At 40.4% G+C, this 13,852-nt stretch carries 13 protein-coding genes; 11 read left to right on the forward strand and 2 right to left on the reverse strand.

Going from position 1 to position 13,852, the window contains the following annotated elements:
- Position 1: 1 nt before the first annotated feature.
- The 7 genes from CEY16_RS08905 (at position 2) to eno (ending at position 7,576) form a co-directional block, all read left to right on the forward strand.
- Positions 2–256 (forward strand): glutaredoxin family protein, encoded by a 255-nt coding sequence (locus CEY16_RS08905; protein WP_101331636.1) that lies wholly within the window; start codon positions 2–4, stop codon positions 254–256.
- A gap of 285 nt (positions 257–541) precedes the next feature.
- Entirely contained in the window at positions 542–1,573 is a 1,032-nt protein-coding gene (locus tag CEY16_RS08910) for a sugar-binding transcriptional regulator (RefSeq protein WP_101331637.1), read from the forward strand.
- Between the two features lie 12 nt (positions 1,574–1,585).
- A complete protein-coding gene (gap, locus tag CEY16_RS08915; RefSeq protein WP_101331638.1) occupies positions 1,586–2,593 on the forward strand; it encodes a type I glyceraldehyde-3-phosphate dehydrogenase in 1,008 nt (335 codons plus the stop codon).
- A gap of 117 nt (positions 2,594–2,710) precedes the next feature.
- Positions 2,711–3,913 carry a phosphoglycerate kinase gene (locus CEY16_RS08920; RefSeq protein ID WP_101331639.1) on the forward strand — a complete coding sequence of 401 codons (1,203 nt, stop codon included), beginning with the start codon at positions 2,711–2,713 and terminating at the stop codon, positions 3,911–3,913.
- Positions 3,913–4,677: a triose-phosphate isomerase gene (gene tpiA / locus CEY16_RS08925; protein ID WP_101331640.1), complete on the forward strand. Its 765-nt coding sequence runs from the start codon at positions 3,913–3,915 to the stop codon at positions 4,675–4,677. The genes CEY16_RS08920 and tpiA overlap by 1 nt, the downstream gene beginning before the upstream one ends.
- Complete coding sequence (gene gpmI, locus CEY16_RS08930; protein ID WP_101331641.1) at positions 4,667–6,211, forward strand: 2,3-bisphosphoglycerate-independent phosphoglycerate mutase; 1,545 nt, start codon at positions 4,667–4,669, stop codon at positions 6,209–6,211. The genes tpiA and gpmI overlap by 11 nt, the downstream gene beginning before the upstream one ends.
- Before the next feature lie 81 nt (positions 6,212–6,292).
- A complete protein-coding gene (gene eno / locus CEY16_RS08935) occupies positions 6,293–7,576 on the forward strand; it encodes a phosphopyruvate hydratase (RefSeq protein ID WP_101331642.1) in 1,284 nt (427 codons plus the stop codon).
- A gap of 125 nt (positions 7,577–7,701) precedes the next feature.
- Here the strand turns inward: eno and CEY16_RS08940 are convergent, their stop codons facing one another.
- Positions 7,702–8,379 carry a DUF1129 family protein gene (locus tag CEY16_RS08940; RefSeq protein ID WP_101331643.1) on the reverse strand — a complete coding sequence of 226 codons (678 nt, stop codon included), beginning with the start codon at positions 8,377–8,379 and terminating at the stop codon, positions 7,702–7,704.
- Positions 8,376–8,711 (reverse strand): PadR family transcriptional regulator, encoded by a 336-nt coding sequence (locus tag CEY16_RS08945; RefSeq protein WP_101331792.1) that lies wholly within the window; start codon positions 8,709–8,711, stop codon positions 8,376–8,378. The genes CEY16_RS08940 and CEY16_RS08945 overlap by 4 nt, the downstream gene beginning before the upstream one ends.
- A 155-nt stretch (positions 8,712–8,866) precedes the next feature.
- Here CEY16_RS08945 and CEY16_RS08950 point away from each other — a divergent pair, with 155 nt between their 5' ends.
- From CEY16_RS08950 to rnr, 4 genes are all read left to right on the forward strand, one after another.
- A complete protein-coding gene (locus tag CEY16_RS08950; protein WP_101331793.1) occupies positions 8,867–10,117 on the forward strand; it encodes a dicarboxylate/amino acid:cation symporter in 1,251 nt (416 codons plus the stop codon).
- 399 nt (positions 10,118–10,516) lie between these two features.
- Positions 10,517–10,750: a preprotein translocase subunit SecG gene (secG, locus tag CEY16_RS08960; RefSeq protein ID WP_101331645.1), complete on the forward strand. Its 234-nt coding sequence runs from the start codon at positions 10,517–10,519 to the stop codon at positions 10,748–10,750.
- A 126-nt stretch (positions 10,751–10,876) separates the two neighbouring features.
- Positions 10,877–11,623, forward strand: coding sequence for an alpha/beta hydrolase (locus CEY16_RS08965; protein ID WP_101331646.1), 747 nt, complete (start codon positions 10,877–10,879; stop codon positions 11,621–11,623).
- Between the two features lie 33 nt (positions 11,624–11,656).
- A complete protein-coding gene (gene rnr, locus CEY16_RS08970) occupies positions 11,657–13,804 on the forward strand; it encodes a ribonuclease R (RefSeq protein ID WP_101331794.1) in 2,148 nt (715 codons plus the stop codon).
- Positions 13,805–13,852 lie beyond the last annotated feature (48 nt).

The raw sequence follows: 13,852 nt of genomic DNA on the forward strand, positions 1-13,852 counted from the left end.
GATGACAGATAGATTAACTGTGTATTTTTACACCAAGGCGAAATGTAAATTGTGCGACGAGTCGAAAGAGTTACTGCAAATGCTACAAAAAGTGTATCATTTCAATATAATCGAACAGAATATATATCAAAATGAAAGATTACTTGATGAGTATCATTTATCGATTCCTGTCGTTCGCATTGATCAAGATGAGTTGACTGCGGAAGACATGGATATTGTAACAATGGAAGATTTCATTACTAAACGGCTGCATTAAAGAAGCGTTAATTGTTAAATACGCTTCTTTTTGCTATCATATAGAAAGAAGAAATTTTTTTGGAATGCGTGGGACGTTTTTTGTCTATCGCAAGGACTTCAAACGACCAATGAGGTTTAATCGGTCCCACTTTTCCGCCAATTAGTGAAGGACTACCTTCTAGTTTCTTTGTACTTTAAGAAATATTAACTTTATTAAAGGGTTAAAGTATGTGAAAAACAAAGGCTTTCGCCATTAGGACTTGGCGAGAAGCCAAGTTTTTCTCAAAAGTAGGTGATTCGGCGATTGCAGAAACTATTTCAGTTCCAACAGAAATTAGTACCTGATTTACTTGAGATTATTGAAAAACGTTATGAGATTTTGAAAAAGATTTATAGTCTTCAACCTGTTGGTCGTAGGTCATTGGCGATCGAAGTCGGTAAGACGGAACGTCAAATTCGCAGTGAGATTGAATTTTTCCAAAAGAATGGTTTGATTTTAGTTACAGGAAAAGGAATGTATGTCTCACAAGAAGGGCAAGAATTAATCGAGATGTATGGTTCTGCAGTGCGTGAATTGACTGATTTAGAGCATCTGGAAAAAGAGTTAGCAAAGCAATTACCTGTTAAAGAAGTACACATCGTTCGTGGTAATGCGGATGAAGATGAAAGTGTAAAATCTGATTTAGGAAAAATCGCTGCTGAGGCAGTTATGAGCCGATTAAAAGATCAGATGATCATTACTGTTACAGGTGGTTCGACAGTAGCTGCAGTAGCTGACTATTTGAAACCTAAGTCGGGCGTCAGACCATTATTCGTCCCAGCCAGAGGAGGACTCGGTACCATGTATGAGTACCAAGCGAGCTCGATATGTGTAAAGATGGCTGGACAAATGGATGGCGAGTACCGTTTGTTATATGTCCCTGATGCTATTGACTGGGATTTGCATTCAAAAGTTTTAGAAGAACCTTCTGTCAAAGAAGTAATGAGTAAAATTGAGCAATCGAGCTTAACGATTCATGGTGTTGGGGATGCTTTGACAATGGCGAAGAGAAGAAATTCAAACGCCGAAGAACTGAAAAAAATCCAACATCAACAAGCAATTGGTGAAGCATTTGGTTATTACTTCGATGAAAACGGGAAAACTGTTCAAAGAGTCCACTCAGTGGGAATGTCTAAAGAGCGGTTGTCCAATATCGAACATGTAGTAACGGTTGCAGGAGGATCATCGAAAAGTAAGGCAATATCCGCCTATTTCAAATGGGGAAAAAGCGATGTATTAGTTATAGATGAAGCACTTGCCCAAAAAATGCTTTCAGATAAAACAAATAACCTTTAGGAGGAATTTTTTATGACAGTAAAATTAGGAATCAACGGTTTTGGAAGAATTGGTCGTCGAGTATTTCGCGCAGCAATGGACAATGACAACGTGGAAGTAGTTGCAATAAATGATTTAACAGATGCAGAAATGCTTGCACATTTATTGAAGTACGATACAGTCCACGGAGAACTGAATGTGGAAGTAAGTGCTGAAGGCGATAATATTGTTGTAGATGGCAAAGAAATCAAAGTTAAATCTGAACGTGATCCAGCACAATTGGCATGGAATAATGACGGCGTTGAAGTTGTAATTGAATCTACTGGTCGTTTCACGCACCGTGACGATGCGAAGAAACACTTGGAAGCTGGTGCGAAGAAAGTCATCATCTCAGCTCCAGGTAAAGAGGAAGATGTCAGCCTAGTTATGGGCGTTAACGAAGATAAGTATGACAAAGACAGTCATCATGTCATTTCCAATGCGTCATGTACAACTAACTGTCTAGCTCCTGTTGCTAAAGTTCTTAGTGACAAATTCGGATTGAAGCGCGGTATGATGACGACTGTACACTCATACACGAACGATCAACAAATCTTGGACTTGCCTCATAAAGATTACCGCCGTGCTCGTGCAGCAGCAGAAAATATTATTCCGACAACGACTGGTGCAGCTGAAGCAGTTGCAAAAGTTCTACCAGAAGTTAAAGGTAAATTGACAGGTATGGCTATGCGTGTTCCGACACCTAACGTATCATTAGTAGACTTGGTTGTTGAATTGGATCAAAACGTATCTGCTGAAGATGTAAACAAAGCATTCAAAGAAGCTTCAGAAGGTGACTTGAAAGGTGTTCTAGGTTATACAGATTTAGAATTAGTATCTCGTGACTATAACGGAAACCCTCTATCTTCAATCGTAGATGGACAATCAACTCTAGTTATCGAAGACAACATGGTGAAGGTCGTATCATGGTATGACAACGAATCTGGTTATTCTCACCGTTGTGTAGACCTTGCTGAATACGTAGCAAGCAAAGGACTATAAAAGTCCATCACTTTAAACAAAGAAAAATTTTATAAAAAATGATAGACTGAAAAGGAGGAGCATCAACATGTTCCTCCTTGTTGTGTACATACTTATTGTGATGGAGGGATGATCATTATGAAAAAAATGAATGTAAGAGATGTGGATTTGAAAGGGAAAACAGTATTTTGTCGTGTTGATTTCAATGTACCTATTTCTAAAGGTGAAATTTCAGATGATACACGGATTCAAGCTGCTTTACCGACAATCATGTACATGATTGAAAAGAAGGCGAAGGTCATATTGGCGACGCACCTTGGTCGACCAGATGGAAAAGTGGACGAAGAACTCCGTTTAGATCCCGTAGCACAATATTTGAGCAACCTCATTCAAAAACCAGTTTATAAAACAGATGATGTTTTCAGCGAAGACGTTGAAAATGCAGCGAAAAATTTAGGAGAAGGCGATGTTTTACTTTTAGAAAATATGCGCTTTCACCCGGGTGAAAAATCCAATGATGAAGAGTTATCAAAACAATTAGCAGGCTTAGCTGATCTATATGTAAATGACGCGTTTGGAACGGCTCATCGTGCACATGCTTCAACAGAAGGTGTAGCAAAGCATTTACCTGCCGTTTCAGGATTCTTGATGGAAAAAGAAATCGAAGTGTTAGGACAAGCTTTAGAGGATCCACAACGTCCTTTCACTGCAATCATCGGTGGAGCGAAAGTGAAAGATAAGATCGGTGTCATCGATCATCTTTTAGACAAAGTGGATCATTTATTGATTGGCGGAGGACTTTCTTACACATTTATTAAAGCCCTTGGTCATGAGGTAGGAAATTCATTATTAGAAGAAGACAAAATAGAGCAAGCAAATAGTTTTATTGAAAAAGCAAAAGAGAAAGGCGTTTCGATTCATCTACCGGTAGATGTGGTCGTTGCAAGTGAATTTTCAAAAGACGCCAATACAAAAATAGTAAGTATCGAAGAAATCCCAGAAGGCTGGGAAGGGCTTGATATTGGGCCTGAAACAGTGAAACATTTCAGCAAGATCATTGAAGACTCTGAGTTAATCATGTGGAACGGGCCAATGGGTGTATTCGAATATGATCAATTTGCCAATGGAACTCGCGGTGTTGCAAAAGCATTAGCAGCTGCTAGTGGTTATACAGTTATTGGTGGTGGAGATTCCGCTTCTGCAGTCGAGAAATTCCAATATGCTGAAGAGATGGATCATATATCAACCGGTGGCGGAGCGTCACTGGAATTTATGGAAGGTAAAGTATTACCAGGAGTTTCAGTATTAAATGATTCTGAGGAAGAAGAGGTGACGGAGTAATGAGAAAACCTATTATCGCAGGAAACTGGAAAATGAATAAATTAGCTGCTGAAGGTGCTCGCTTTTTAATGGATATCCGTGAAAAAGTGCCTGAAGAAGGTAGAGTGGAAACAGTGGTTTGTGCTCCTTTTATCCATTTACCATTCTTATCAGAAGCTGCTAGAGACTTTCCAGTAAGCATCGGAGCACAGAATATGCACCATGAAGAAAGTGGTGCTTTTACTGGTGAAGTGAGTCCAGCGATGCTTTCTGACCTTTTAATTTCTCACGTGATCATTGGACATTCTGAGAGACGCCAATATTTTAATGAAACAGATGAAACAGTCAACCAGAAAACGCATGCAGCTTTCGAACACGGAATCACACCAATCGTGTGTGTAGGTGAATCATTAGAGCAGCGCGAAAATAATGAAACGATGGATTTTGTGGAATCTCAAGTAGTCAAAGGGTTGGAAGGCCTAAGTGAAGAACAAGTGAAAGATGTTGTGCTTGCTTACGAACCAATCTGGGCTATTGGCACGGGTAAGACTGCTTCTAGCGAACAAGCAAATGAAGTATGTACGCACATCAGAAAAGTAATAGAGAAAACTTTCTCAAAAGAAGCGGCTGAAGCTGTTCGTATTCAGTACGGTGGAAGTGTGAAGCCAGAGACGATCGAAGAGCTATTGAGCATGTCTGATATCGACGGAGCGTTAGTCGGAGGTGCAAGCTTAAAAGAAGAATCGTTCTTGAAATTAGTGGAGGCTGGTGCCAATGTCAGCTAATTCATTAGCAGCTCTAATCATCTTAGATGGATATGCACTTCGTGATGAAGAATTCGGTAACGCAGTGAAACAAGCGAATACACCTAATTTCGATCGTTATTGGAATAAGTACCCTACTACTGAAATCACTGCGTGTGGCGAAGCTGTAGGTCTCCCTGAAGGTCAAATGGGGAACTCCGAGGTTGGTCATTTGAATATTGGTGCAGGAAGAGTCGTCTATCAGAACCTTACCCGTATTAATTTATCAATCAAAGATGAAGAATATATGCAAAATGATGCTTTTTTGAATGCAGCTAGTCATGTGAATGACCAGAATGGTGCTCTTCACATTTTCGGGCTGCTTTCTGATGGCGGCGTCCACAGTCATATCGAGCATGTATATGCACTACTGGAAATGGCTAAGAAGCAAGAAGTAGAAGATGTATTTGTTCATGCTTTTCTTGATGGTCGTGACGTTGGTCCTAAAACCGCGACGACTTATTTGAAACAACTTCAGGAAAAGATGGACGAGTTAGAAATAGGAAAAATAGCGACTGTGTCTGGTCGCTACTATGCGATGGACCGTGATAAGCGTTGGGATCGTGTAGAAAAAGCTTATCGAGCGATTCGTTTAGGAGATGGCAAGGAAACAACAGACCCGATTGAAGCTGTCGAAGCTTCATATGCTGAGGACATTGTAGATGAATTCGTAGAACCGATTGTGATGGTGGATGAACAAGATCAACCAGTCGCTATGGTCGAAAACGGGGATGCAATCATTTATGCTAACTTCCGGCCGGACCGTGCAGTTCAACTGACCGATGTCTTTAAGAACCATTTAGTGGATGAGTTCGAAGGTACGTATGAAAAACTAGAAAACTTATTCATGGTGACGATGACACAATATCGCGACGATTTTGATGTTGGTGTTGCTTTTCCACCGAATTTACCGGAAGATACGATCGGTGAGGTCGTTTCGAAAAATGGTTTGAAACAGCTTCGCATCGCTGAAACCGAGAAATACCCACATGTCACTTATTTCATGAGTGGTGGAAATAATCAAGAGTTCGATGGTGAAAAAAGAGTGCTAATCGATTCGCCGAAAGTAGCGACGTATGACTTGAAGCCTGAAATGAGCGCATATGAAGTGACAGATGCGTTGTTAAATGAGCTCGAAAATGATACACCCAACTTGATTGTATTGAATTTCGCTAATCCAGATATGGTTGGACATTCCGGGAAATTGGATCCTACGATCAAAGCGATAGAAGCGGTCGACGAATGTCTAGGAAAAGTCGTCGATCAGGTTCTTGAAATGGATGGTTATGCTGTGATTACAGCTGATCATGGAAACGCCGATCAAGTATATAATGATGATGGTAGTCCGATGACGGCACATACGACAAATCCAGTGCCTGTTATCGTGACGAAGGAAAATGTAACCCTTCGCGGTGGAGGTATCTTAGGTGACCTCTCACCAACCGTCTTGGAGTTATTAAAACTGGATCAGCCAGAGGCTATGACGGGTAAGTCCTTGATTGAGTCTGAGAAGTAAAATTTTTTCAAAGTAAGGTTTACGTTTGATAATGTTTAAATATGAAAAATTAGTCTTTCTTAAAAAATAGGAGTGTTGAATATGCCTTATATTACGGATGTATATGCTAGAGAAGTATTGGATTCTCGCGGGAACCCGACAGTAGAAGTTGAAGTGTTCACGGAATCTGGAGCTTTCGGTTCGGCAATCGTGCCTAGTGGTGCTTCAACAGGTGAGTATGAAGCAGTAGAGATGCGTGATGGCGATAAAGGTCGCTATCTTGGTAAAGGTGTTGAAAAGGCGGTCAAGAACGTGAATGAAGTTGTTGCACCTGAAATGGTCGGACTCGACATTCGCGATCAAGTATTGATTGACCAGCATTTGATCGAGCTTGATGGTTCAGAAAATAAAGGGAACATCGGGGCTAATGCGATTCTTGGTGTGTCGATGGCAAGTGCTCATGCTGCAGCGGACTTCTTAGAAATTCCTTTGTATCAGTATTTAGGCGGCTTCCACTCGACGACGTTGCCAACGCCGATGATGAACATTCTAAACGGTGGAGAACATGCGGATAACAACGTGGATATCCAGGAATTCATGATCATGCCAGTAAGTGCACCGACGTTCAAAGAGGCTTTACGCCAAGGTGCAGAAATCTTCCATGCACTTAAAAAAGTGTTGAAAGATAAAGGTTACAACACGGCTGTTGGTGATGAAGGCGGATTCGCACCGAACTTGAAGTCGAATGAGGAAGCGCTTGAAACGATCGTTGAAGCGGTGGAAGCTGCTGGTTATAAAATCGGTACTGATATCAAGCTTGCAATGGACGTAGCTGCTTCAGAAATTTATTCTGACGGAAAATATGAGCTCAAAGGTGAAGGCGTTACTCGTACAGCTGAAGAAATGGTTGATTGGTATGAGGAGATGGTTAATAAGTATCCGATCATTTCAATTGAGGATGGCTTGGACGAAAACGATTGGGACGGTTTCAAATTGTTGACGGACCGTATCGGTGATCGTGTCCAATTAGTAGGGGATGACCTATTCGTAACGAACACGAAGAAGTTATCTGAAGGAATCGAAAAAGGAATCGGTAACTCGATCCTAGTTAAAGTGAACCAGATCGGAACATTGACTGAGACATTCGAAGCGATTGAAATGGCTAAGCGTGCTGGTTATACAGCTGTCATTTCACACCGCTCAGGTGAAACAGAAGATGCAACCATCGCAGATATTGCTGTTGCAACCAATGCCGGTCAAATCAAAACTGGTGCACCATCTCGTACAGATCGTGTAGCTAAATACAATCAGCTGTTACGCATTGAAGATGAGCTATATACAGCTGCTGTTTATGCAGGCGAATCAGCTTTTTATAATTTGAAATAGGTTTCTTAATACGAAAGGGATGACTTGATGTCATCCCTTTTTTTACTGAGTTAATTGAGCTGAGTTAGAGAATAGCGTTAAGAGGGCTTTTCTTAATGGAATACTCCTGTTGTTGCGATTGCTAGTCATCTGCTTTTTTTCGTTAGATAAGTGGCTGGTATGATGAGTATCGCTCCTAAGATTGCTAGGTAATAAGTAGGGATCGTAAATGACGGACCGAACGATGGCGTAAAATAGATAACAGCCATAAATCCGCCTGTCATCAACATGAAGGTGATCCAAAGAATGAAAAATTCTAAAATTTTGTTGAATTTTTTAAACGCAGACCATCTCATATACCATAAAAATGCAAAGCATACTGCTAGAGCTAAAAGTACGGACAGTAAACTGACGATTGTAGCATACCCAATAGAAATCGTTGACGTTACTGATCCGAAACCTAGTAGCCAGTTCAATAAGGGATTCAGTATGCCGGCAGCCAATAGTGCCCAACCTGCAAACATGAAGATACCCATTGAAAATAGTTCGAATCTTTCCTTCGTGAACATCGGCTGAATCTCACCGATCAATTCATCTGCATAAGATTTCGGAGCGTCCCCGAATACTTCGTATGCCGTTTTTCCCTCAGCCTGCGCGTCAAGCAAATGGTTAAGCAATTCATCTAAAATCTCTTCAGTTGCAAGTTCTGATTTGTTCCCCTGAAGTCGTATATAGACAAGCATATTTTCATAGTACTCCAGGTTCTCTTTATTTAGTTGTTCGCGCTTCGTATTGTTTTGTTCAATCAATTCTTTCGCATTCATTCGTTCTCGCCACTTTTCTTTAAGATTTGATCGACTGGGGTTTTTATTTGCTCCCAATTATTGTGAAAGTCGCTCAATGCTTTTTCCCCTTCTTTTGTTAAAAAATAATATTTGCGATTCGGTCCACTTGGTGACTTCTGGTTCTCCCCATATATCAACTTTTCTTTTTGTAATCGTAAAAGTATTGGATAGATGGATCCCTCACTTACATCCTCGAGCCCATTATCTTGTAATTTTAATGAGAGTTCATAGCCGTAAACTGGCTGTTTTTCAATTATCGCTAGGATACAACCTTCCAAAATCCCTTTAAGCATCTGGCTTCTAAGTTTCAGTTCGATCACCTACCTTGTTATACATAATAGTAAATCACAACTTCTACTACCTTGCAATACAAAGTAGTTATTTTTTCAAAGAAATATATTTGAAAAGTTGTTCATATAATTTAGAGATTAAAATAAGAAGGAGGAGAAGAAATATGCAAGAACGCATGAATTTGACCAAGCCGATTATTATTGCACTTATTTTAGGTATTGTGGTTGGTATTGGCCTGAACTTGATGGGTTCGAATGTATTTAATCCTGTCGACACTTATCTTTTAACCCCTTTAGGCCAAATTTTCTTGCGCTTGATTCAAATGATGGTTATACCGATTGTTGTTATTTCGATTATTTTGGGGACAGCCGGGTTAGGTGATCCTAAGAAGTTAGGGAGGATCGGTGGAAAAACGATTGGTTTCTTCTTAATTTCCACGACGATTGCGATTATCATTGCGATGTCACTAGCATTCATCGTCCAACCTGGTGAACAAGGACTCTTAGATGAAGAAGCGGCTAACTTTGAGGCGACAGAAGCACCGCCAATTATCGATACATTAATCAATATTATCCCGACTAATCCGATCCAAGCGATGGTTGAAGGTGAGATGCTTCAAGTAATTATGTTCTCGATCTTCATTGGTTTCGGATTGGCATTATTGGGCAAGAAGACTGACAAAGTACACAAATTATTTGAACAAGGTTTCGAACTTGTAATGTTTTTAATCATGATCATTATGTATACAGCTCCATTCGGGGCATTCGGACTAATCGCCTCCGCAGTGGGAGGAACAGGATTCGATGCTATTTCGTCCATGCTGGCTTATTTCTTAGTGGTACTTGCGGCATTATTGATTCATGCGGGTATTACGTATAGTGCAGTCGTGAAATTCTTAGCTAAAAAGAATCCGATCTGGTTCTTTAAGAATTTCCTTCCCGCAATTAGTGTGGCGTTTGGTACAGCTAGTAGTGGGGCGACTTTACCTGTGTCCATGAGTACTGCGCAAAAGCGGTTGGGTGTGCGGAAATCGGTAAGCGGGTTTGTTCAACCATTAGGTGCAACAATCAATATGGACGGAACCGCGATCATGCAAGGTGTAGCAACTGTTTTCATCGCTCAAGTGTATGCTCAAGATTTATCCATGACGCAAATCTTGACTGTTGTGATTGTTGCAGTACTAGCATCGATTGGAACGGCTGCTGTACCTGGTGTCGGACTTGTGATGTTGGCAATGGTTTTGAATCAAGTAGGTCTTCCAGTTGAAGCAATAGGTCTGATCTTGGGTGTAGACCGTTTACTTGATATGACTAGAACAGCAGTGAATATCACAGGTGATGCTGCTTGTGCTCTTTGGGTATCAGAGACGGAAGAAGCTGAACCAGATTCTGATTCTGAGGAAGAAAGTGCACCTCAACCAAGTTAAAAGAATTTTTAAAGGATGGGCCATGCGCCCATCCTTTTTTCTATTAGATGGAAGGGGAAAGTTTTAATCCTCCACGTTGGGACTTGAATCCTCCACGTTTGGGGTGGAACCCGTCACGTCACCAATCAAATCCTCCACGTTGGGGGTTGAACCCTCCATGTCAGCGATCTAATCCTCCATGTCGTCAGTTTAATCAACCACAACTGCAATCTAATCAACCATAACTTCATTTCAATCCACCATAACTCAGATTTCACCCATAAAGTATTCTTTACAAAGTGATGCGTTTTAAAAAAAACCGCATGCGGTTTTATCTGAAAATGGACTTGCATATCCATAGTCTTCTATGCTACATTATTGTTATGGATTTGTGCGTAACAATAGGAGGTCAATCAAGTCATGTATGCATTTTTAGTCACATTACTGTTTATCGTAACGATCGGTTTGATCGTTGTTGTATTACTACAATCAGGTAAAAGCGCAGGCTTATCAGGAGCGATTTCTGGTGGTGCCGAGCATTTATTTGGTAAACAAAAGGCTCGTGGAATCGATGGTGTTTTGCATCGCTTAACAATCGTTTTCGGTGTGTCTTTTATGGTCATTACGTTTGTATTAGGTTATTTTATTCAATAGCGGATGATTGATTGATGAACAGTAAGTGTAGAGCTTACTGTTTTTTTATGTTCAAATAAGGTTAACAAAAAACAATTGCGGGAAAGTTAAAGATAGGCGATTGAATCAGAAAGGAAGAAATATCAGATGCAGATTAAACAACCTAAACCATTTACTTTCGAAGCAGGTAAACGTGCAGTACTTTTATTGCATGGCTTTACTGGACATTCGGCCGATGTACGGATGCTCGGTCGTTTCTTAGAAAAAAAAGGATACACAAGCCATGCACCGATTTATAAAGGACATGGAGTGCCCCCTGAAGAGTTGGTGAAAACGAATGCAGATGATTGGTGGAACGATGCTTTAGAAGCATACAATCATTTGAAAGAAAAAGGTTATGAGGAAATTGCTGTTGCAGGGCTTTCATTAGGTGGTGTACTCGCATTGAAATTGGCGAATGAAAAACCTGTAAAAGCAGTCATTCCGATCTGTTCACCAATGTTTTTTGATAATGTGGAAGATTTATCGCAAGGTTTTCGCAGTTTTGCGAAAGAATATAAACAACTAGAGAAAAAAGATGCTGATCAGATTGAAGCAGAATTGGATGAATTGATGGACGAGTCATCAGAAACGTTTAAAACATTGAGCAAACTGATTGAAAGTGTCCATGATAGCGTGGATGAAATCTATGCTCCAACGCTGGTTCTTCAAGCTGAAGAGGATCAAATGATCAACAAGGAAAGTGCCAATTATATTTATGAAAATGTGGAAGCTGATGAGAAAGATCTGAAATGGTATGAAGGAGCTCCACACGTAATCACATTGAGCGACTATAAAGAACAAGTCCACGAAGACGTCTACCAATTTTTAGAATCATTGGATTGGTCAGATTAAATGAATAGAAAATGAGGTGAAACAATGATTGATATGAAAAAGAGGTTGATGCAATTCTTTGAACATGAGGCGAATAAACCACATGGCGTCGAAGAATTACAAGAAACCTTAGATTTTAAAGAAAGTGAAGAATTACAAAATTTAATGAAAGCATTAAATGAATTAGAGCAAGAAGGAAAGCTTGTACTAACAAGAAAGGACCGCTATGGTTTACCAGAAAAAATGAATCTGATCAAAGGTCGAGTGCAGATGCACGCTAAAGGGTTCGCATTCTTGATTCCTGATGACGAAGATCGAGATGATATATATATTCATCAATCCGATTTGATGTCAGCGATGAATGGCGATATCGTTTTAGTTCGTGTAGAAGCAGACTCTAAAGACGGCAATCGTCCTGAAGGAACTGTCGTAAGAATCGTTGAAAGAAATGATCAGCCGATTGTTGGTACTTATCAAGACAATGGCTCATTCGGTTTTGTGTTAGTTGATGACAAAAGGTTCCCGAGTGATATTTTCATTAAGAAAAGTCAAGCGAATGGTGCTGCTGAAGGACACAAAGTAATTGTGAAAATTACCGAGTACCCGAAAGAAAGAAAAAGTGCTGAAGGTGAAGTTGTTGAGATTCTTGGTCACATTAACGATCCTGGAATTGATATTTTAACGATTATTCATAAGCATGGCATCAAGGCGAAATTTGACGAGGAAACCCTGAATCACGCGAACGAAGTACCTGAACAGATTTCAGAAGATGAAATAAAAAATCGTCGTGATTTGCGTGATGAACGTATTGTTACAATTGATGGCGCGGATGCGAAGGATTTAGATGATGCCGTCCGTGTGGAAAAATTAGAAAACGGGAATTATCTATTAGGTGTCTATATAGCAGACGTCAGTTACTATGTGACGGAAGGATCTCCGATTGATAAGGAAGCCTTCGAGCGTGGGACAAGCACATACCTCACAGACCGTGTTGTGCCTATGATTCCGCACCGATTATCCAATGGAATTTGTTCATTGAATCCACAAGTTGACCGTCTGACACTTGGTTGTGAGATGGAAATCGATTCATCAGGTGATGTCGTACATCATGAAATATTCCAGGCAGTAATTAAAACAACTGAACGGATGACCTACTCCGCAGTCAATGAAATCTTGAATGATGGTGACACTGATACAATTGAACGTTATGGTTCGTTAGTTCCGATGTTCAAGCATATGGAGGAACTTGCTCAAGTTCTTAGAAATAAACGTATGCATAGAGGTGCAATCGATTTCGATTTCAAAGAGGCTGGAATTGAAGTTGACGAAGCTGGAAAGCCAACAGATGTAGTATTACGTGAACGCGGTGTTGCCGAGAAATTGATCGAGGAATTCATGCTAGCTGCAAACGAAACAGTTTCAGAGCATTTCCATTGGATGGATGTACCATTCATTCATCGTATCCACGAAGAGCCAGACGCTGGCAAACTGCAGAACTTCTTCGAGTTCGTTGCCAACTTGGGATACACGATTAAAGGTACACCAGATGATATTCACCCGAAAGCTTTACAAAAAGCATTGGATGAAATCAGAGGTAGCAAAGAGGACTTAGTCGTATCTAAATTGATGTTACGTTCGATGCAGCAAGCGAAGTACTCTCCAGAAAACGTAGGTCACTTCGGTCTTGCGACTAAATTCTACACGCACTTTACTTCGCCGATCCGTCGTTACCCTGATTTAATCGTACACCGATTGATTAGAACGTATTTGATTGAAGGCGATTTAAGTTCAAAAACAACAGATAAGTGGAAAGAAAACTTACCAGAAATCGCCAGACACACTTCAGAGATGGAGCGCCATGCAGTTGATGCAGAGCGAGAAACGAATGATCTGAAGATGGCTGAATATATGAGCGAGAGAATTGGTGAGGAATATGATGGTATCATAAGCTCGATCACAAACTTCGGCTTGTTCGTCGAGTTACCGAATACCATTGAAGGTTTAGTACACGTCAGTCAGCTTACGGATGATTATTATCACTATGATGAAAAGCACCACGCAATGATTGGTGAACGCACAGCCAACATTTTCCGAATAGGTGATGAAGTGAACGTCCGGGTTGTTAGCACGAATATAGAAGATAGAGTCATCGATTTTGAAATCGTCGGAATGAAGCCGAATAGAAAATCGAAGAAAAGATAATAAGAAAAACGCCGGTCACAGATGAAAAGTGATCGGCGTTTGTTTGAT

Source organism: Halalkalibacillus sediminis, from assembly GCF_002844535.1.
Taxonomy (GTDB): domain Bacteria; phylum Bacillota; class Bacilli; order Bacillales; family Alkalibacillaceae; genus Halalkalibacillus_A; species Halalkalibacillus_A sediminis.